At 74.2% G+C, this 20281-nt stretch carries 11 protein-coding genes and 1 pseudogene; 4 read left to right on the top strand and 8 right to left on the bottom strand.

The genetic code is table 11. From position 1 onward, the window contains the following. Positions 1-153: 153 nt before the first annotated feature. Positions 154-2076 (bottom strand): penicillin-binding transpeptidase domain-containing protein, encoded by a 1923-nt coding sequence (locus AAEM63_RS00745; RefSeq protein WP_341359837.1) that lies wholly within the window; start codon positions 2074-2076, stop codon positions 154-156. A gap of 277 nt (positions 2077-2353) precedes the next feature. Further along, positions 2354-2731, bottom strand: coding sequence for a DUF4234 domain-containing protein (locus AAEM63_RS00740; RefSeq protein ID WP_341359836.1), 378 nt, complete (start codon positions 2729-2731; stop codon positions 2354-2356). Positions 2732-3041: 310 nt separating this feature from the next. Here AAEM63_RS00740 and metH point away from each other — a divergent pair, with 310 nt between their 5' ends. Then, positions 3042-6728, top strand: a complete 3687-nt coding sequence (metH, locus tag AAEM63_RS00735) for a methionine synthase (RefSeq protein ID WP_341359835.1) — start codon at positions 3042-3044, stop codon at positions 6726-6728. A gap of 84 nt (positions 6729-6812) precedes the next feature. Here metH and AAEM63_RS00730 read toward each other — a convergent pair whose 3' ends face one another. From AAEM63_RS00730 to AAEM63_RS00710, 5 genes are all read right to left on the bottom strand, one after another. Then, a complete protein-coding gene (locus AAEM63_RS00730; RefSeq protein ID WP_123916050.1) occupies positions 6813-7523 on the bottom strand; it encodes a hemerythrin domain-containing protein in 711 nt (236 codons plus the stop codon). 88 nt (positions 7524-7611) lie between these two features. Next, positions 7612-10929 (bottom strand): S8 family serine peptidase, encoded by a 3318-nt coding sequence (locus AAEM63_RS00725; RefSeq protein ID WP_341359834.1) that lies wholly within the window; start codon positions 10927-10929, stop codon positions 7612-7614. A 138-nt stretch (positions 10930-11067) separates the two neighbouring features. Continuing rightward, positions 11068-11778, bottom strand: a complete 711-nt coding sequence (locus tag AAEM63_RS00720) for a sulfite exporter TauE/SafE family protein (RefSeq protein ID WP_341359833.1) — start codon at positions 11776-11778, stop codon at positions 11068-11070. A 106-nt stretch (positions 11779-11884) separates the two neighbouring features. After that, positions 11885-12544 (bottom strand): GntR family transcriptional regulator, encoded by a 660-nt coding sequence (locus AAEM63_RS00715; RefSeq protein ID WP_341359832.1) that lies wholly within the window; start codon positions 12542-12544, stop codon positions 11885-11887. A gap of 34 nt (positions 12545-12578) precedes the next feature. After that, positions 12579-16052 carry a bifunctional proline dehydrogenase/L-glutamate gamma-semialdehyde dehydrogenase gene (locus AAEM63_RS00710; RefSeq protein ID WP_341359831.1) on the bottom strand — a complete coding sequence of 1158 codons (3474 nt, stop codon included), beginning with the start codon at positions 16050-16052 and terminating at the stop codon, positions 12579-12581. A gap of 352 nt (positions 16053-16404) precedes the next feature. On the opposite strand from AAEM63_RS00710, the gene AAEM63_RS00705 reads away from it, so the two are divergent. From AAEM63_RS00705 to AAEM63_RS00695, 3 genes and pseudogenes are all read left to right on the top strand, one after another. Beyond that, complete coding sequence (locus AAEM63_RS00705; protein ID WP_341359830.1) at positions 16405-17514, top strand: DUF4870 domain-containing protein; 1110 nt, start codon at positions 16405-16407, stop codon at positions 17512-17514. Positions 17515-17605: 91 nt separating this feature from the next. After that, a complete protein-coding gene (locus AAEM63_RS00700; RefSeq protein WP_341359829.1) occupies positions 17606-18814 on the top strand; it encodes an MFS transporter in 1209 nt (402 codons plus the stop codon). Positions 18815-18917: 103 nt separating this feature from the next. Next, positions 18918-19672 (top strand): annotated as a pseudogene (locus AAEM63_RS00695) (Mut7-C RNAse domain-containing protein). On the opposite strand, the gene AAEM63_RS00690 reads toward AAEM63_RS00695, so the two are convergent. Beyond that, entirely contained in the window at positions 19669-20214 is a 546-nt protein-coding gene (locus AAEM63_RS00690; protein ID WP_341359828.1) for a hypothetical protein, read from the bottom strand. The pseudogene AAEM63_RS00695 and the gene AAEM63_RS00690 sit on opposite strands and share 4 nt — an antisense overlap. Positions 20215-20281 lie beyond the last annotated feature (67 nt).

Below are 20281 nucleotides of genomic sequence, written 5' to 3'. Positions count from 1 at the left end.
ATCACTTTGTTGCCGAACGATCCCGGTAGACCACTCTCACTCGGTTACGGGGTGATCGTTCGGCGACGAAGGGATCGTTCGCGACGGGATCGCCCGCGGCGGGCGATCGGCCGGGCGGGCGATCGGCCGGGCGGGCGAGAGGGCAGGTCCGGCCTACCGCACCGACTCGAGGAACTGCGCGACGAGCGGGACGGCGGTGTCCGCCCCCGAGACGCCCTCCTCGACGAAGACGGCGACAGCGAGGTCGTCGCGGAAGGCGATCGTCCAAGCGTGCTCGCGGGTGGCGCCGGTCTCCCCGTACTCCGCGGTGCCGGTCTTCGCGTGGACGTCACCGGTCACGCCGGAGAGACGGGTGCCGGTCCCCTCCAGGACGACGGCGCGCATCATCGCGCGCAGGGCAGCGGCCTCCTCCTCGGTGAGCGGCGCCGGCTCGGCAACATCCGCACCACTCCCTGCGCCGTCGTCGCCCGCGCCGTCACGGTCCCCCTCCGACGCCGCGGGTGGTTCCCCGCCGACGTCGGTGACCAGGACCGGGCTCACCCGCGCACCGGCGGCGACGCTCGCCGCCACGGTCGCCATCGCCAGCGGCGAGGCGGTGACCCGGCCCTGCCCGATCATGGCGGCGGCCAGCTCGGTCCCCTCCTGGTCGACCGGGACGTCACCGGCCACGGCAGGCACGCCGACGTCGGCCGGCACCCCGAGCCCCAGGCTGGCGGCGGCCGCGGCCAGGTCGCCGGCGGACACGCGGTCCCGCACCCCGATGAGGGCGGTGTTGCAGGACGTCGCGATCGCTCGCTCCAGGGTGGTCGCGCCGAGCCCGTCGTCGGGGAAGCCGGGGTAGTTCGGGAACTCGCGGCCGTCAGCGACCACCGTGGCCGGGCACTCGAGCGCGTCCGTCGGTGCCAGGCCGGAGCGCAGCAGTGCCAACGCGGTGGCGACCTTGAAGGTCGACCCGGGGGGATAGGTCCCCAGGGTCGCGGTGCTCAGCCCGGCGGAGCCCGGACCGCTCGCCGCGACGAGCACCTCGCCGGTGGACGGGCGCACGGCCACGAGCGCACTGGCCGAGCTCACCGGTTCCAAAATCCCCTCGGCGACCATCTGCAGCTCGGGGTCGAGGGTGGTGGTGACGTCCGCCCCGGGCTGCGGCTCCGACTCGAACAGCTCCTCGGTGGTCCCATCACCGTGCCGGAGCACGACCGTCGTACCCGGCTCCCCGCGCAGGGCGTCGTCGTACTGGCGCTGGAGGCCGGAGAGCCCGACGACGTCGCCCGCCCGTACAGCACCTTCCGACTCCTCCACGATCTCCGCCGTCGCCGCCCCGACCGTTCCGAGGACCGGCCTGGCGAACTCCGCGGTCGGGGCGAGCGGAAGGGTGCCCTCGACCCCGAGCACACCGGGCACGGCCAGGGCAGCCTCGACGTCGAGGTCGCCGTGGTCGAACCGGCGGACGACGATCGCCTCGACGAAGGCACGCTCCCCCGCGGCGGCGACCCGGTCGGCGTACCCCTGGTGATCGTCGAAGCCCAGGATCTCCGCCAGGGCGAGCGCCGCGGCCGTGGGGTCGGCGGCGTTGGCCTTGTCGACGCCGATTCGCAGCACCTCCCGCTCCGTGACGATGTCGACGCCGCCCGCACCGAGCACGGTCCCGCGCGCCGCCGGCGTCCGGCTGAGGTCGAGGACACCGCCGCCGTCGACGTCAGGGTGCACAAGGGTCCGCGCCCACGGCACCAGCCACGACTCGCCGTCGTACATGAGCTCCGCCGTCGTCGTCCAGGTGAGGTCGGCCGGCGTGGAGTCGACGTCGACGGTCCACACCAGCTCGACCGGGACGACCGGGCTCTCACCGCTGTCGTCGACCCCGCCGACGGTGGCCTCCACCTGGCGTGGGAGATCACCGACCGCGCCGAGCACCTCCGCGGCCTCGGCGGGGGCAGTCTCACGCCCCTCCGACGCCAGCGGCGCGGCGGTGAGATCTCCGCTCTGCAGGGCGGCGGCGAGGTCCTCCGCGGCGCCATCCGCCGACGGCGGCCCCGAGGTGCACGCGGCGAGTCCGGCCGAGAGAAGGACGACGGCCAACAACGCTGCTCCCCGCCCGGGTGCCGGAGGCCGCGCCCGGAGAACTGGAGGAGGCGTGCCCCCGACCGGCCGGGCGGACGTCGAGCGGTCCGGACCGTCCGCGGAGATGACCATGCCGCCCATCTTGCCAGCCCTCCGAAAAGGGGGCAGATGACCACACCGCCGGTAAAGCCCCGTCGCCATTCCTCGAGCGGGCGTCCACGTCCCTGTCATCCCAGGACGGCGCACAACCCACGGACGCGGCGACCACATCCGTCGGCTCAACCGGTGACTCTGACTACCTCGACCAGGCGAGCCGCGCGCCGCGCCAGAAGTCGTTGAGGGCGCCGTTGGTGCGGACGAACCAGATCAGAGGACCGATCACAAGAGCGGCGCCGGGCACGACCCACAAGCCGGTGAGTGCCGAGACGGGCGGTCTCCACGATCGCGACTCGTAGAGCCGACCGACCGTGTGCGCGACCAGGAACGGGGAGACGACGCCCGCGAAGAGGGCGATGAGAACTGCGGCACCGCCGCCGATACCGGTACCGGTGTGGCGTCGCATCTCGTCGTGGACCGAGTAGTACCAGTAGAGGCGGTACAGGCCCAGCGTGAGGATCATCAGGACGATCACAGTCCCGGTCCCGCGGACCGTCCCGGTCGGGGCTAGCTGCACGTACCGGTTCGCCGGGACGGGCGCGCGCGCCTGCCCGCTGTGGGGCCCGGCGGCTCCGTGCCACGGCGACCGCTCCGGGTGGGCTGAGGAATGTCGGTTGTCACTCAAATCGGTCCTCCGGAACGGTCCTCATCCCGCGAAGCATATGGGGGCAGCGCGCCTTCGCGAGCGCGTTCCCCTTCCTGACCGCGAAGGACCGGCGAGCTCGGGTCCGCGCCCACCTGGCGGGACCACCTCTCCACCATCCGGACGCCGACCTACCCTGGGTAGACGGATCGGCACCGTGTCGGCCCGGACGGAGGTGAGACCCATGACCGGAGCAGATCTGCGCGAGGCCGCCCGCGAGCGCATCCTCGTCCTCGACGGCGCCTGGGGCTCGCTCCTGCAGCAGGCCGGCCTGACCGAGGAGGACTTCCTCTTCGACGGCGCCGAGGCCGCCCGCTCCTACCAGGGCAACTTCGACCTCCTCGCACTGACCCGCCCCGACGTCATCCGCGACGTCCACCGCCGCTACTTCGAGGCCGGCGCGGACATCGCGACGACCAACACCTTCACCGCTACCTCCATCGCCCAGGCGGACTACGGCACCGAAGCATTCGTCCCGGAGATCAACCGCCGCGCCGCGGGCCTGGCCCGCGAGGTCGCCGACGAGCTCACCGCAGCCGACGGCCGCCCCCGCTGGGTGGCCGGCGCGATGGGCCCCACCAACCGCACGGCCTCCCTCTCCCCCGACGTCGAGCGGCCCGAGTACCGCGCCGTCACCTACGACGACCTCCGCACCGCCTACACCGAGCAGGCCCGCGCGCTTCTCGACGGCGGGGCTGACCTCGTCCTCGTCGAGACGGTCTTCGACACCCTCAACGCCAAGGCCGCCCTGCACGCCGTCGAGGACGTCGGCGCCGAGCTCGGCCGCCGCGTCCCGGTGATGCTCTCGGGCACGATCACCGACGCGTCCGGCCGCACACTCTCGGGCCAGACCCCCGAGGCGTTCGTCATCTCCACCGAGCACGCCGACCTGCTCTCGGTCGGCCTCAACTGCGCGCTGGGCCCGGAGGCCATGCGCCCCTACCTCGGCGAGATCGGCGCCGCGACCGAGCGCCTGGTCTCCGTCCACCCCAACGCCGGCCTGCCCAACGCCTTCGGCGGCTACGACGAGACGCCGGAGCAGATGGCCGCCACGCTCGGCGACTTCGCGACCCACGGCATGGTCAACATCGTCGGCGGCTGCTGCGGGACGACGCCCGAGCACATCGCCGCCATCGCCGCTGCCGTGCGCGACGCCCGCCCGCGCATCCCCGCGACGCTCGCCCACCGGCTGCGCCTGTCCGGCCTGGAGCCGTTCGAGGTCACGCCCGAGCTGAACTTCATCAACGTCGGCGAGCGCACCAACGTCACCGGCTCCCCCCGCTTCCGCGCCGCCGTCATGGACGGCGACTGGAACCTCGCCATCCAGATCGCCCGCCAGCAGGTCGACGCCGGCGCGCAGATCATCGACGTCAACCTCGACGAGGGCATGCTCGACGGCGTCGAGGCCATGACGCACTTCCTCAACCTCCTCGCCGGCGAGCCGGACATCTCCCGCGTGCCGGTGATGGTCGACTCCTCCCGCTGGGACGTCCTCGAGGCGGGCCTGAAGTGCCTCCAGGGGCGCGGCGTCGTCAACTCCATCTCGCTCAAGGACGGCGAGGAGGAGTTCCTGCGCAGGGCGGCGGTGGTGCGCAGCCACGGCGCCGCCATGGTCGTCATGGCCTTCGACGAGCAGGGCCAGGCCGACACCTACGAGCGCCGCACCGAGGTGTGCGAGCGTGCGTACCGCCTCCTCACCGAGCGCGCCGGCGTGCATCCGCAGGACATCGTCTTCGACCCCAACGTCCTCACCGTCGCCACCGGCATGAGCGAGCACGACCGCTACGCACTGGACTTCATCGAGGCCACCCGGTGGATCAAGGCGAACCTGCCCGGCGCCCTGGTCAGCGGCGGGATCTCCAACGTCTCGTTCAGCTTCCGCGGGAACAACGTGGTCCGCGAGGCCATGCACACCGTCTTCCTCTTCCACGCCATCCGCGCGGGCCTGGACATGGGGATCGTCAACGCCGGGATGCTCGGCGTCTACGAGGACATCGACCCCGAGCTGCGCGAGGCCGTGGAGGACGTCGTCCTCGCCCGGCGCGAGGACGCCACCGACCGCCTCATCACCCTCGCCGAGAGCTACCGCGGCCAGGCCCGCGAGGCCGGCGACGGCGCAGCCGCCCGGAACGCGTGGCGCGAGGCCCCCGTGGCCGACCGGTTGCGCCACGCGCTCGTCCACGGCATCGCCGACCACGTCGTCGAGGACGCCGAGGAGGCCTACACCGAGCTCGGCTCGGCCCTGTCGGTCATCGAGGGCCCGCTCATGGACGGCATGGACGTCGTCGGCGACCTGTTCGGCAGCGGCAAGATGTTCCTCCCGCAGGTGGTCAAGTCCGCCCGCGTCATGCGCCGGGCCGTGGCGCACCTGACCCCCTACCTCGAGGCCGCGGCGGCCGAGACGGGCGGCCACGTCAAGGGCCGGGTCGTCATGGCCACCGTCAAGGGCGACGTCCACGACATCGGCAAGAACATCGTCGGCGTGGTCCTGGCGTGCAACGGCTACGAGGTGACCGACCTCGGCGTCATGGTGCCGGCGGCGAAGATCCTCGACACCGCCGCCGAGATCGGCGCCGACGTCATCGGCCTGTCCGGGCTCATCACCCCGAGCCTGGACGAGATGGTCGGCGTCGCGACCGAGATGACCCGACGGGGTCTGACCACGCCGCTGCTCATCGGCGGGGCGACCACCTCCGCAGCGCACACCGCCGTCAAGATCGACCCCGCCTACTCCGGCACGGTGGTGCACGTCGTCGACGCCAGCCGCGCGGTCGGGGTGGCGGCCGACGTCATCGGCCGCGAGTCCGCCATCGCCGCCCGGGTCGGCGCCGAGTACGCCGAGCTGCGCGAGCGCCACGGGGCGAAGAAGGTCACCCTCGTCGACCTGGCGACGGCGCGCGCCGGCAGCCGCGCCGTCGAGGCCCCCGGCCAGCCCACCCCGCAGGTGCTCGGCCGGCGGGTGATCGAGCCGGACCTCGCCGAGCTCGTCGACATCATCGACTGGACGCCGTTCTTCTCCGCGTGGGAGCTGCGCGGCACCTACCCGGCGATCCTCGACGACCCGCGCCAGGGCGAGCAGGCCCGCCACCTCTTCGCCGACGGTCAGGCCCTGCTCGCGCGGATCGTGGAGGAGAAGCTGCTCGTCGCCCGCGGCGTCGTCGGGCTGTGGCCGGCGCACCGGGAGGGCGACGACATCGTCGTCGAGCCGGACGACGGCGGACCGTCCGACGGCAGCGCCCGGCCCGACGGCGCCCCCGCGGGCTCGTCGGCGGGCGAGGGCGTGCGGCTGCACACCCTGCGTCAGCAGAAGGAGCGCGCGAACGGGTACGCGGCGCTCGCTGACTTCGTCGCCCCGGCGGGCGACCACCTCGGCGGCTTCGCCGTCGGCGTCCACGGCGCGGACGAGCTCGCCGCGACGTTCCGGGCCGACCACGACGACTACTCCGCGATCCTCGCCCAGACCCTCGCCGACCGGCTCGCCGAGGCGTTCGCCGAGTGGGTCCACCGGTACGTGCGCCGCGACCTGTGGGGCTACGCGCCGGACGAGGACCTGCCGGTCACCGACCTCGTCCGCGAGCGCTACGCCGGCATCCGCCCGGCGCCCGGCTACCCCGCGCAGCCGGACCACACCGAGAAGCGCACCCTCTTCGCCCTCCTCGGGGCGGACGAGGCCGGCATGGCGCTGACCGAGTCGTGCGCGATGACGCCGACGTCGGCGGTGTCCGGCCTCATCATCGGCCACCCCGAGGCGAGGTACTTCGCCATCGGCAAGCTCGGCCGCGACCAGGTGACCGACTACGCCGCCCGGAAGGGCTGGTCGGTGGCCCAGGCCGAGACGTGGCTCGGGCCCAACCTCGGCTACACCCCGTAGGCGCCGGACGACGCTCGCCGCGGGTCCGTGCGTGCACGGACACAACGGCCCGCCCTGCTGAGGCCGGACCGGGTTGGACGCCCGTCAGGCGGGGGTGAGGTCGGCGTAGAGCTCGCGCTTGGCCTGGGCGTACCTGCGCCTGCCGAGCAGCGCCCACAGCAGCCGCGCGGGTGCGGGCACGTTCTTGAGGAAGTGCTTGCGCTCCTCCGGGTCGAGGCCGTCCAGGATGGCGCCGAGCTGCATGAGCAGCTTGTCCTTGGGGATCCGGGCCATGCCGTGCTCACCCATGAGGTCCCACTCCGCCTGGGTGAGGGTGACGGCCGCGACCGGGGCGATGTCCTCCTCCTCCTGGCCGAGGTGGCTGAAGAGGCTGCCGCGGATCTCGTCGAGGGTCCCGGCGACCCTCTCGCCGTGCGCCGCGGTCGCGCCACCGCGCCAGGCGGCGACCTCGCCGTCGAGACGGTCCAGCAGCTCGGCGATCCGGGCGTGCTGCTCGCGCATCTGCCCCACGTGCATCGCGCACGCCGGGGCCCGCTGCTCGAGCCGGTCCCAGAGGACCTCGTCCTCGCCGGTGTGGTGGATGTGGAGGGCGCGGGAGAGGTCGTCGACGTGGTCGGCGACCACCCGGGTCCGCTCGGCGCTGCCGTCGGGCACCGCGCGGACGAGCTGCGGCGCCTCGGCGTAGAGCCGGCGGAAGAGGTTGTGGATGATGATGAGGTCGCCCGTCTCGCAGGCGGGCGTCCCGTCCGGGCGCTTCTCGGGACCGACGGGGTTGCGGCGCGCTTCGGTGGTCATGGTGGTCCTTCGGTGACGAACGACGTGGCACGCGCCAGTGGCGCCCCGCGGTGGGTGGCGCCCCCAGCAGCCACCCACCGCGCAGCGCTTACCGGCGCGTCACCTCCACCGGGGTGCGGACCACGGTGGTCCCGGGGACACCGCCCGCGGTCATCGACGTGGTCACGAGCCCGGCGCCGGCGCGCAGCCCCTCGGCCGTGACCGTGTAGACGAGGCTCCCGCCCGGGGTGGCGTCGGTGGACGTCACCCGCAGGTCGACGCTGGGCAGGACCGCCTCCATGTCGCCCTGGCCGAGCGCGTTCTCGGCACCGACGAGGAAGTCCTGACCGGCCGGGTCAAGCTGAGGCGCGGCGTAGGTGAACGAGATGTCCTCGACACCGTTCACGCCGATCCACGTCTGGAAGCTCCGGAGGTCCGTGGTGCCCCAGACGTTGACCTGGTGCTCGATGACGAGCCAGGTGTTCACACCGTCCGTGAGCGTGCCCGCGTAGATCCCGGGCGCCCCGGTGCCGTCGAGGTCGGTCCAGAACGGGGCGAGCACGTTGTTCGGCGGGGCCGGGTCGGGGCCGGCCGGGAGGTTGCAGCAGTTGTTGTCCTCGCTCGTCCCGCCACCGACGACGAGGTAGCCGTTGGAGTCCACGCCGAGCGTGTTCCACGTCTGCCCGGCGAACTCGAAGGCCGGGACGCTGAAGTTCACGATGTCCTCGTCGCCGACGACGGTCGGCGCGATCCCGAACAGGGACAGCGCGAGGTACCCACCTGCCGGCGATGCACCCGGCGCGACGTCCGGCACACCGAGAGCAGCCCCTGCGAGGGTCGCCTGCGCCGTGGCGCTCCGCGGACCGGTGAGAACGGCGCCCGCGGCGGCCCGGAGAAGGAGCGGCTGGTTGACCGTCGTCGTCAGGTCGACCGCCTGCTCGTCGAAGGTGTTGTTGACGGCCTCGACGGTGCACTCGGTGAGGCCGCCGACGGCGATCGACGCGGGGTCGCAGGACTGGCTGAGGCTGATCGCGCCCTGGGTGGGCACGAACGCGACCGGCAGGTGCAGGGCTCCGCCGCGGCCCTTGGGGGTGAGGAGGATGCTGCCGAACTGCTGCTCGCCCGTCGCCTCCGCAGCGGCGATGGTCACCGTGAGGGTCTGCGACCGTCCGGGCAGGACGTTGAACTTCGCCGGCGTCACGGTGATCGAGGTGCCCTCGGGCGCCGCCGTGGTCACGTCGATCTTCTGGATGGTCGAGGTGTGGTTGGTGACCGTGCGCGTCGTCGTGATGGACCCGGGCATCGTGGGGGCGTTGATCGACGGGATGTTGAGGTCGATCGCGGTGAGCTCACTGCCACCGAGGGCGAGGAACCGCTCCTCGGTCTCGTCCAGGGTGAGGACCGCGGCCGCCGCGGCGCCGACGTCGATGCGACCCGAACCCATGTCGAACGGGTCGGCGGGGGTGGTGAGGTCCTCCTTGACGACGTCGGTGACGGCGGTGGTCATGAGGGCGGAGCGGACCTGGCCGGGCGTCCAGTTCGGGTGTGCGGCCATGAGGAGCGCGCCGGCGCCGGCGACGTGCGGGGAGGACATCGACGTCCCCGCGATGGCCTGGAAGTACTCCCCCGCCGGGCCGCTGGTGATGGTCTCCATGACCGGGGTGTCGCCGGCGAGGATCTGCACGCCGGGTGCGGTGAGGTCGGGCTTGATGGTCAGGCCTGCGGGGCCGCGGGAGGAGAAGGCGGCCATGACGTCGCCCTGGCCGTCACGTGCCTCGCCAGCCGCGAAGGACCCCATGATCGTCTCTCCGGCGTGCGTCGTCATGAAGGCGACGAAGTCGGTGCCGTCGGCCAGGTGGACAGTGGGCAGCCAGTGGGAGTCGGTCTCGTTGTCCTGGAGCGTGGGGTTGTAGAGGATCATCCCCTCGGCGCCGCCCTGGAGGACGTTGTGGCCCTTGTCCACGCGGGCGTTCTGACCGCGCTGGCAGGCGACGATGACGCCCTGGAAGGTGCCGGCGGGAGCGGGCCTGAGGCACAGCGGGTCGGAGTACGGCGCCGCGGAGGACATCACCACGGTCCGCGGGCCGGCGCCGGCGGTGATGGACGCGCCGTCGACCGTGAAGGTGGCGCCGCCGGCGTCCAGCTCGAGCGTGGTGGCGAACTCGCGGGTCTGGGTCGAGGCCGCCACGGAGGTCACCCACGGCGAGAGGTGGTTCGCCGTGGAGGCACCGGGGCCGTCGTTGCCGGCGGAGGTGGAGACGAACACGCCGGCGGCGTAGGCGTCGAGGAAGGCCAGCTCGACCGGGTCGGTGAAGGGGTCGGTGCCGCCGGAGATGGAGAAGTTGATGACGTCGACGCCGTCCGTGATGGCCTGCCCGACGGCTGCGGCCGAGTCGGAGTCGAAGCAGCCCTGGACGCCGCAGACCTTGTACTCCATCACCCAGGCGCCGGGCGCGATGCCTTGCACCGGGCCGCGCTCGACGCCGAACACCTCGGCGCTGTCGACCACGTTGCCGGCGGTGGTGGAGGCGGTGTGGGTGCCGTGCCCGTCGGAGTCACGGGCGGTGTGGAAGGGCTCGGCGGCCGCGCGGGCGGGGCTGTCGAGGTACGTGTCGAGGAAGGCCGCGCCGCCGATGAGCTTGTTCTGGCACGCGAACACGTCGGTCTCGGCGGTGAGCGGGTTGTCCCCGAAGTCGCACTCCCGCGCCGGTCCCGGCGGGGCATCGAGGTTGCCGAGGTCGGCGAAGGAGGGGTGCTCGGGCCAGACGCCGCTGTCGAGGTTGCCGTAGATGACGCCGGCGCCGGCGTCGGCCGGACCGCCCAGGGCGGTGTAGACGGGCGGGGCGTTGACGAACGCCGGGCTGGCGTCGGTGAGCGGCTGGCGCAGCTCGTCGAGCTGGACCGCCACGACGCCGTCGACGGCGAGGACGTCCTCGACCGCGGCCGCGGGGATGACGGCCGAGACGCCGCCGTAGACGGTGCGCAGGGACTGCCCGACCTCGAGTGCCGGCACGGCGGCGGCGAGGTCGGCGACGACGTCGCTCTCGAGCGCGGCGACGTGGCGGCCGTAGGCGCGCTCGGCCGGCGTGGCGCCGGTGAGCTTGCGCCCGGTCACCCGCGGGCTGGTCGCGGCGAGGCCGTCGACGCCGCCGGCGTAGCTGGCGACGGCGTCGTAGTCGAGCTTGATGACCACGTTGACCGGGTCGCCGTCCGAACGCTCCAGGAGGGCGTCGGGGGTGCGCGCGAGGCGGGACGACGCGGACTTCCCGGCGGTGACGGTGCCGTCCGGCTCGAGCGCCTCGGCGCTGAACGCGTCGGGTGCGGTGGGCGAGGGGGCCGCCCCGGCGGGGGCGACGGCGAGGGTCAGGGCGAGGGTCGGCACGGCGAGCGCCGCCACCCCCCACCGGCGAAGTGCGCGAGGTTCCATGGACGTGACCCTTCTGGCGACGCCGTCGCCCGCCACCGCCTCATCTACGAGACACGTGTCGCGGAAGGTACTCCTGCGCGCGCCGGACGGGAAGGATCGCCCTGGCGCTTACCCCGCGCTCGCGCGTGGCGCGCCGCGTCAGCCCGCGACGACGACGAGCACCGCACCCGCCGCCGAGACGGCCAGCGCCGCGGTGCGCAGCCGGTTCGCGTCGAGCCAGGGGCGCACGAGCCGCGACAGGACGAAGCCGAGGACGAGGGCGGGCAGGAGCGCCACGGCGATCGTCACCGTCCGGGCCTCGAGCGCGCCGACGGCGAGCAGCGCCACGAGCGAGAACACGGAGCCGGCGATGAAGTAGGCGCTCATCGTCCCGCGCATGCGTGGGCCCGACGAGCCCTGCCAGACCAGCGCCATGGGCGGTCCGCCGATCGCCGTCGCCGTGCCCATGACGCCGGAGGCGAGCCCCGCGGCGACGACGGCTCGTCGCCGGGGCACCGGCCGCCACCCGGCGATGCTCAGGCCCACGCCGGCGAGGACGGAGGCGGCCAGGGCCAGGCTGAGCCCCCGCGTGGGCAGGGTGGCGACGAGGGCGGCGCCGACGGCGGTTCCCGGCAGACGTCCGACCATCGCCCACCCGGCACCGCGGAAGTCGATGCTCGCGCGCTCGCGGACGGCGACCAGGAGCGCGACCGACGTGCCGAGGATGACGACGGCGCCCGGCAGGAGCGTGGGGTCGACGAGCGCGATGACGGGCGCGGCGAACAGGCCGAGGCCGAACCCGATGGAGGACTGGAGGCCGGCGGCGAGGGTGATCGTCACCGCGACGAGCGCGAACTCCGCCCCGCTCATCCGCACCTCCCGGCCCGCCCGGCGGACCGCTCCGGGCCGCCCCCACAGGTTAGCGGAAGCGCTTCCACGTCGGTCGGTCGAGCCGGCCGGGAATGCGCGGGGCCCCTCAGGACGGGGCGAGCGCCGTCGCCGGCCCGGGCCCCCAGTCGCTGCGGGCGTGGGCGAGGTGACGAGCCATGACCTGGGCGGTCCGTGCGGCGTCGCCGTCGTCGATGGCCGCGAGGAGCTCGACGTGCTCCGCGGCCGACTCCTGGAGCCGGCCCTCGCGGGCGAGCACCTGCAGGCCGTAGAGGCGGGTCTGGTCGCGCAGCTGACCCACGAACTTCACGAGCCGGCCGTTGCCGAGGAGCTCCAGCAGGCCGAGGTGGAACTCGCGGTCGGTGACGAGGAACTCGCTGAGGTCCTGGCGGCGGGCGGCCTCCTCGCAGCGCCGGGCCGCCGTGCGGACGGCGCCGGCGTGGGCGCCGAGGCCGAGCTCGGCGAGACGGCCCATGGCCGGGACCTCGAGCATCATGCGGAGCTCGTGGACCTCGTCGAGGTCGTGGTCCGAGAGGTCGGTGACCCGGAAGCCCCGGTTGGGCACCACCTCCATGATTCCCTGCTCGACGAGGGTGAGCATGGCCTCGCGCACCGGCCCGGACGAGGTGCCCAGGCGCGAGGCCATCGACGCGGCGGAGTGGATCTCGCCGGGCCTGATCTCCCCGGAGACGAGGTCCTGGCGGATGACCTCCAGGGCCTGGTCCTTGAGGCTGGAGCGGTTCAGCACCGTGGCCCCCGCACCGCTGCCCGCACCGGCCGGCTCACCGGTGCGCCGGCAGGTGGCCGAAGCGGTGGAGCGTGCGGGAGACGGCCTGCTCGCGCAGCACCCCGAGGAGCTCGCGTCGCCCGGTGGCCAGGACCGGCCCGTGCAGGACCGTCACGTCCGGGGTCCACAGGGCGTCGACGAGCGCCGACGCCTCGGGTCCGGTGCCGATCACGCGCACCCGCTCGAGCCCGTCGCGCCGCACCCGGTCCACGAGCTCGTCCGCCGTCTCGGCGCGGTCGACGTGCTCGGCGAGGCGCCGCAGGCCTGCCCTGGCCCCCTCCCCCGCGCCGTCGAGGTCCTTCAGGGCCGCGCTGGTGGCCGGGTCGAGGCTCACCCGCACGGGGGTGCCGGCCAGCTCGGCGGCGAGAAGGACCCGCACGAGCTCGACGACCGCGGCACCGGGGACCGTCCGCACCGTCAGCGGGGCGGGCCGGTAGCGCAGGACGTTCTCCTCCACGGACAGCCCCGTGGGGTCGGCGGCGCGGCCGAGATCCGCCTGCCACGCGGCGGCGTCGGAGGCGACGGCGGACCGCAGCCAGGACCGGTCGGCCTGGGAGATGACGAGCCCGGTGTAGTCCGAGAGCGCGTGGCGCACGTGGGCGGGCGGCTCCGCCTGGCGGGTGGGGACGCCGTCGGGGGCCCAGGTGCCCAGCTCGGCCACGTAGTTGGGGCCACCGGCCTTGGCGCCGGGTCCCATGGCCGAGGCCTTCCACCCGCCGAAGGGCTGGCGCTGGACGATGGCGCCGGTGATGTGGCGGTTGACGTAGGCGTTGCCGACCTCGACGCGGTCGAGCCAGTACTCGATCTCGGCCTCGTCGAGGGAGTGCAGCCCGCCGGTGAGGCCGTAGGCGGTGGCGTTCTGGAGCTCGACGGCCTCGGCGAGGGTCTCGACCCGCATGATGCCCAGCACCGGACCGAAGCACTCGGTCTGGTGGAAGAAGGAGCCGGGGGCGACGCCGTCCTTGAGGCCCGGGGACCACAGACGTCCGGTGTCGTCGAGGCTGCGCGGCTCGACCAGCCAGCTCTCGCCGGCGTCGAGGGTGGTCTGGGCCCGGTGGAGCTTGCCGGTGGGCGGCTCGATGACCGGTCCCATGGTGGTGCCGAGATCGGTGGGCCACCCGACCCGCAGGGACGTGACGGCGTCGACGAGCTGGCGGTGCAGCCGCTCCGAGCGGCCCGCCGAGCCGACGAGGATGACGAGCGAGGCCGCGGAGCACTTCTGACCGGCGTGCCCGAACGCGCTGCGGACGAGGTCGGCGACGGCGAGGTCGTAGTCGGCGGCGGGGGTGATGACGAGGGAGTTCTTGCCGGAGGTCTCGCCGAGCACGCGCGGCCCGCCGGGCCGGCCGGTGCGCCAGGAGGCGAACATCTCCGCCGTCTCCGCGGCGCCGGTGAGGATCACGGTGTCGACGCCCTCGTGGGAGACCAGGGCCCGCCCGACCTCGCGCTCGTCGGCCCGGACCACCTGGAGGACGTCCCCGGGGATCCCGGCGGCGTGGAGGGCGGCCATGGCCGGCTCGGTGCACCCGGGCACCGGGTGGGCGGGCTTGATGACGACGGCGGAGCCGGCGGCCAGCGCGGCGAGCACACCGCCGGTGGGGATGGCGACGGGGAAGTTCCAGGGCGGGGTGACCAGGGTGAGCACCGGCGGGGTGAAGCTGGCGCCGTCGCTGAGCAGCCCCGGCCCGTCGAGCTCCTCGGCGCGATCGGCGTAGTACCGGGCGAAGTCGATGGCCTCGGAGACCTCGGGGTCGGCCTCGGCGACGGTCTTGCCACCCTCGGCGGCCATCACCGTGACGAGAGCGCCACGGCGGGCCTCGAGCTCGTCGGCGGCGCGGCGCAGGACCGCGGCCCGCTCCCGCCCCGGCCGGGCGGCCCAGGCGGGCTGGGCGTCGCGGCCAATCGCGACGACGTCGTCGACCTCGGCCGCGGAGCCGAGCATGCGGGAGGTCAGGGGCGGCGGGGTGGTGGCGACGGCGTCGGCCGCCCAGGCCCGGGTCTCGGGCAGGGCGGGGTCGGAGTCGGTGGTGTTGGTGAACCGCGGCCCGGCCGGGGGCCGGTCGGCGGTGCGGCGCGGCGAGGTCGGGGCGGCGGCGAGGTCGGCGACGGAGTCCCGGAAGCGCCGCTCCTGATCGGCCATGGCCCCCGGCGCGCCGGCGAAGAGCCCGTGGAGGAAGTTCTGCGACTGCGCGTTCTCCTCCAGGCGCCGGATGAGGTAGGAGACGGCGACGTCGAAGTCCTCGGGCGCGACCACCGGGGTGTAGAGGATGACGGCGCCGACCGTGTCGCGCACCGCGCGGGCCTGCGAGGGCGCCATGCCCTGGAGCATCTCGACGTCGAGCGCCGCGCTCACGCCACGCGTCTGCGCGAGGAGGTGGGAGAGGGCGACGTCGTAGAGGTTGTGCGAGGCAACGCCCACCCGGACCACGCCCACGAGGTCCGGGCGCAGCACCCGTTCGACGAGGCGCAGGTAGTTCGCGTCCACCTCGGCCTTGGAGGTGTAGGGCGCCTGGGCCCAGCCGTGCAGCTCGGCCTCCACCTGCTCCATGGACAGGTTCGCGCCCTTGACGAGGCGGATCTTGATCGGGGCCCGGCCGGCGGCGACGCGGCCGCGGGCGAACTCGACGAGCCGCTCGAGCGCCGCGGCGGAGTCGGGAAGGTAGGCCTGGAGCACGATGCCGGCCTCGAGGTCGTGGAACTCGGGCTCGGACAGCAGCGCCGTGAAGACCTCGATGGTGAGGTCGAGGTCGCGGTACTCCTCCATGTCCATGTTGACGAAGGCGTGCGGCGAGCGGGCGACGGCGGCACGGTAGACGGGCCGGAGGCGCTCGATGACCCGGGCGACCGTGCCCTCGGTGTCCCAGGTGGAGATCTGGGAGACGAGCGAGGAGACCTTGATCGAGACGTAGTCGACGTCCTCGCGGCCGAGGAGCGCACGGGTGCGCTCGGCGCGGCCGGCCGCCTCGCGCTCACCGAGGACCGCCTCGCCGAGGAGGTTGATGTTGAGCCGGAAGCCCTCGCTGCGGGCGCGGGCGAGGTGCTCGGCGAGAGCGGGGTCGTGGGCGTCGACGACGAGGTGGCCGACCAGCTGGCGCAGGCGCCGCCGCGCGAGCGGGACGACGACACCCGGGGCGAGCCGGGCCACCCGGGCGCCGACCCCGAGCAGGGCCCGGTCCGTGGTGGAGAGGAAGCCCGCGGCCGCGGCGGAGGAGATGGTCGAGAGCTCCTTGGCCGCGACACGGGCGTCCTCGGGCCGGGCGACCCGGTCGACGAACCGCACTGCGAGGTCGAGGCCCTCGGCGTCCCCGACGAGGCCCGCGAGCTGCTCGCTCGTGGCACGCTCCGAGGCCGACTGCCCGGCCTCCGTGGCGGCGAGCCACCGGTCCGCGAGAGCGACGGCGTCCTCCACCAGGGCGCTGACGTCCGCGGGGACGGCGGGCTCGGTGACGGGTGCGGTGCGTGCGGTCATGGCGGTCCTCCGTAACGGCGCGCCGGGTGTGCGCGCATCGTAGTCAGTGATTAATTACCGACCACGCGGCCACCGTAGGACCGCCCCCTGCCACGGTCAAGGGGTGCCTGCCGCTGCGGCACGGGTCGCGGTCACGAGTGCGCCACCTGTGACCGGGTTCACGTCGTGCGGGCGGGACCGGCCAGCCCACACGCCGAAGAGAACGTCCGGCATACCCTGACGTTCTCTTCTCCCACCTGCCCTGGTGTACTCGGGCAGCGCGCCCCGCCGACACCCGAATCCTGTACGCCGACGCCAACGTGCTGGGACGCTTGAGGCTGCAGTGATCCGACGCGAAGAGTGGTGAGCGAGCATGACGACCAACCCCAACGACCCGGAGCGCACGACGCCCGAGCACGACGAGGGCTCCGAGGGCGCACGGACGACGCCGCTGCCTCAGGAGGGCGCGGACGCGACCACCCCGCTCCCGCAGGACCCGACGGTGCCGCTCTCGGGGCGTTCCGAGCCCCCGTCGCCGGCTGGGGCAGCGGCTGCCGCACAGGGCGAGGCGTGGGGCGCCGCACCCCACCGGACCGATGCCACCGACGGCACCGACAGCACCGACAGCACCGACAGCACCGACACTCCGTCGCCGGCGGCGGCCGCCGCGGCCGCCCAGGGCGAGGCGTGGGGGGCCGCGCCCGACCGCGCTGCGGATGAGGACCACGACCAGCCGCGCCATGACTACGGCCAGCAGTCCCAGCAGGGAACGAGCCAGTCGGGGTACTCGGGATACGGCCCGACCGGCTCCGGCCAGGCCGGCCCCGACTACGGCCCGACCGGCGCGCAGACCGGCTACGGCCAGAGCGGCCAGGGCTACGGGACCCAGCAGGGGCAGTACGGGCAGCCGGGGTACGACCAGCCCGGCTACGGCCAGGCCGGCCAGCAGCCCGGCTACGGGCAGCCCGGCTACGGCCAGACCGGCCAGCAGACCCCGTACGACCAGCCCGGCTACGGCCAGACCGGCCAGCCCCCGTACGGGCAGCCCGGCCCCGGACAGTACGACCAGCCCGGACCCGGACAGTACGGCCGGCCCGGCCAGCAGCCCCCGTACCCCCAGCCCGGCTACGGCCAGCAGCAGCCCTACGCGCCGACCATCATGAGCGACGCGGACCAGCGGCTGTGGGCCACACTCGCCCACATCAGCGGCCTCTTCTCGTTCCTCGGCCCGCTCATCACCTGGCTCGTGCTCAAGGACCGTGGCGCCTTCGTGGAGGACCAGTCCAAGGAGGCACTGAACTTCCAGATCACCCTGGCGATCCTCGGCGTCGCGATGACGATCATCACGGTCATCACCCTCGGCATCGGGGCGTTCCTCTACCTGTACTACATCGCAGCCGTCGTCTTCATGATCCTGGCGGCCGTGGCCGCGAACCGTGGCGAGCGCTACCGGTACCCGCTCACCATCCGCCTCGTGAGCTGAGCCTCGGACACGGCCCCCGGGGGAGTGCCCGGGGGCCGTTCACGTGCCGGGTGCGGCACGGCCTTCCTGTGAGCGCATAATCGACCGCGACATGACCGATACCCGCGCCACTCCCGCGCCCGCCACGCTCCCCCGCGAGATCTGGGTGCTCGTCGCCGCCGCGTTCGTCATCGCCATGGGCTACGGCCTCGTCGCCCCGGTGCTCCCCCAGTTCGCGCGCAGCTTCGACGTCGGCGTGACCGCCGCCTCGGTGGTGGTGAGCGTCTTCGCCTTCTTCCGGCTCGTGTTCGCCCCGGCCAGCGGGCGCCTGGTCACCCGCCTGGGCGAGCGTGCGGTGTACATCACCGGCCTGCTCATCGTGGCTCTGTCGACCGGTGTCACGGCGTTCGCGCAGTCCTACGGCCAGCTCCTCGTCTTCCGCGGCCTGGGCGGCATCGGCTCGACGATGTTCACCGTCTCGGCGATGGGCCTCATCGTCCGGCTCGCCCCTCCCGCCGCGCGGGGGCGCGCCTCGGCCGCATACGGCACCGCCTTCCTCCTGGGCAACATCGGCGGCCCGCTGCTCGGCGGTCTGCTCGCCGAGGCGGGGCTGCGCGTGCCCTTCCTCGTCTACGCCGCAGCACTGGTGGTCGCCGCCGGCTTCGTGGCGGTCCTGCTCCGCCCGGAGGCGCTCCGCCCGCCGCCCGGCACGGTCCCGCGGCCGCCGATGACCCTCCGGGAGGGGTGGGCACATCCCGCCTACCGGGCGTCACTCGCCTCGGGCTTCGCCAACGGCTGGTCGAACTTCGGCGTCCGGGTGGCGATCGTCCCGCTCTTCGCCGCGGCGGCCCTCGGCGCCGCGCCGTGGGCGGCGGGTGCGGCGCTGGCCGCGTTCGCCGTCGGCAATGCCGCTGCGCTCGGCACGGCCGGACGCCTGGCGGACAGCCGGGGCCGCAAGCCCCTGGTCATCCTGGGCCTCGCCGTCAGCGGGGCGCTGACCGCGGTCCTCGGGCTCACCGGCGACGTCGTCTCCCTCCTTGCCGTCTCGGCGCTGGCCGGCGTGGGCACGGGCATGCTCAACCCCGCCCAGCAGGCCACCGTGGCCGACGTGGTCGGACAGGAGCGCTCCGGCGGCCCGGTGCTGGCCGCGTTCCAGATGGCCACCGACGTCGGGCAGATCCTCGGGCCGGTCCTGGCGGGCCTGCTCGTGGACCATGTGGGCTACGGCGCGGCCTTCGCGCTGTCCGGCGGGATCTCGCTGGCCGCCGCCGTCCTGTGGTTGCCGGCGCCGGAGACCCGCCAGGAGCCCGCGGCGTCCTGACCCCCCTCGCCGCCCGGCCCCGCCACCCCGTTACCCGACCCACCGCGGGCTCGTCCCACCGTCCCCCGTCCCGGCGCTGGCCGCCGCGACGTAGCCTCGGAGGATGAGCGCCGGCCCGCCACGGCTCCGGGTCGACCCGTCGCTGCGCCGCTACCTGGCCCCGCGGGTCCGGGAGGCCGACGTGCCCCTCGAGGCCGGCGTGCCGCTGCGCCACCTCGTCCCGGCGGCGGGGCTGCCGCTGACCGAGGTCGGCGCGATCACGGTCGCGGGCACGGAGGTCGGGGTGGACGCGCGGCCGCGCCCGGGTGACGTCGTCGTCGTCGCGCCGGTGCGGCGCCCGCAGCCCGTGGCGGCCTGGCGCTTCCTCCTCGACGTCCACCTCGGCACGCTCGCCCGCCGGATGCGCCTGCTCGGGATCGACGTGGACTACTCCAACGCCGCCGACGACGACGAGCTGGCCGCGCGCGCCGTCGCCGAGACCCGGGTGCTGCTGACCCAGGACCGAGGGCTGCTCCGACGTCGGGTGCTCGCCCCCGACGGGGGCGCCGTGGTCGCCACGACGGCCGGCTCCTGGGCCCGGCAGCCCGCCCGCGCCGCGGACGTCCACGGCCGGACGACCACGGAGCAGCTCGCGGACGTCCTGGACCGGTTCGACCGCCGCTCGCCCCGCTGACGCTGTGTGCGCGGTGCGGCGGGCCGCTCGTCCCCGTGACGAAGGCGGAGGTGGCCCACCTGCTGCTGCCGGGTACCGCGCGCACGTACGAGGAGTTCGTCCGGTGCACGCGGTGCGGCAAGCCGTTCTGGCGCGGTGCGCACGCGGACCGGCTCGAGGAGCTGGTCCGGGAGGCCGGTCGTTAGGACGTGCTGAGGATCGCGTAGCCGTCGACGGGGTCCACTGCGTCGATCGTGAGGATGACCTGCACGGGCCCGGTGAAATCGGCGGAGAAGCCGTTCACGGTCTCGAGCCCGTCGCACTGCGCCGTACCGCTGAGGAAGGTGCGCTCCCCCAGTGAGCGCTCCTGGTCGACGCGGGCGTCGACGAGGGAGTACCCGGCCTCGGCCCCTGACGCCGTGTCTCGGCACGCGACCCGGAGCGTGAGCGGCTCCCCGGCCGTGGCGGCTCCGGAGATCATGCTCTCCCCGTTGCCGCCGGAGACGATCGCCCGGGCGATCTCGCCCGGGACGTCCGGGACCGTCCACGGCGCCGACGTCCCCGCGCCGGCCGCCGCGGTCTCGCCGGTCAGGGTGGGTTCGCCGGCCGACGGCTTCGACGTCACTGGGGCGGTCGGGGCCGGCGCTGCCGACCCGGAGGTGACCGGGACGAGGGGCCGGGTCGTGTCGGTGCAGCCGGCGCCGCCCGCGGCAAGCAGGGCGACGACGATGAGCGCACGGATTCGCATGGACGAACGCTAGAGGCGCGGCACAGTGGGCGCGGCGGTTCAGCGGCGGGAACGCGACGGGGACCCC

The organism is Georgenia sp. M64 (genome assembly GCF_038049925.1).
Taxonomy (GTDB): Bacteria; Actinomycetota; Actinomycetes; order Actinomycetales; family Actinomycetaceae; genus Georgenia.
This window is presented reverse-complemented; position numbering and strand designations above follow the sequence as displayed.

Bases quoted from the DNA above. Each gene is read 5' to 3' on its own strand.
- AAEM63_RS00705 (WP_341359830.1), top strand. From the start codon at position 16,405: ATGACGACCAACCCCAACGACCCGGAGCGCACGACGCCCGAGCACGAC.
- metH (WP_341359835.1), top strand. From the start codon at position 3,042: ATGACCGGAGCAGATCTGCGCGAGGCCGCCCGCGAGCGCATCCTCGTC.
- AAEM63_RS00700 (WP_341359829.1), top strand. From the start codon at position 17,606: ATGACCGATACCCGCGCCACTCCCGCGCCCGCCACGCTCCCCCGCGAG.
- AAEM63_RS00730 (WP_123916050.1), bottom strand. From the start codon at position 7,523: ATGACCACCGAAGCGCGCCGCAACCCCGTCGGTCCCGAGAAGCGCCCG.
- AAEM63_RS00720 (WP_341359833.1), bottom strand. From the start codon at position 11,778: ATGAGCGGGGCGGAGTTCGCGCTCGTCGCGGTGACGATCACCCTCGCC.
- AAEM63_RS00710 (WP_341359831.1), bottom strand. From the start codon at position 16,052: ATGACCGCACGCACCGCACCCGTCACCGAGCCCGCCGTCCCCGCGGAC.
- AAEM63_RS00725 (WP_341359834.1), bottom strand. From the start codon at position 10,929: ATGGAACCTCGCGCACTTCGCCGGTGGGGGGTGGCGGCGCTCGCCGTG.
- AAEM63_RS00690 (WP_341359828.1), bottom strand. From the start codon at position 20,214: ATGCGAATCCGTGCGCTCATCGTCGTCGCCCTGCTTGCCGCGGGCGGC.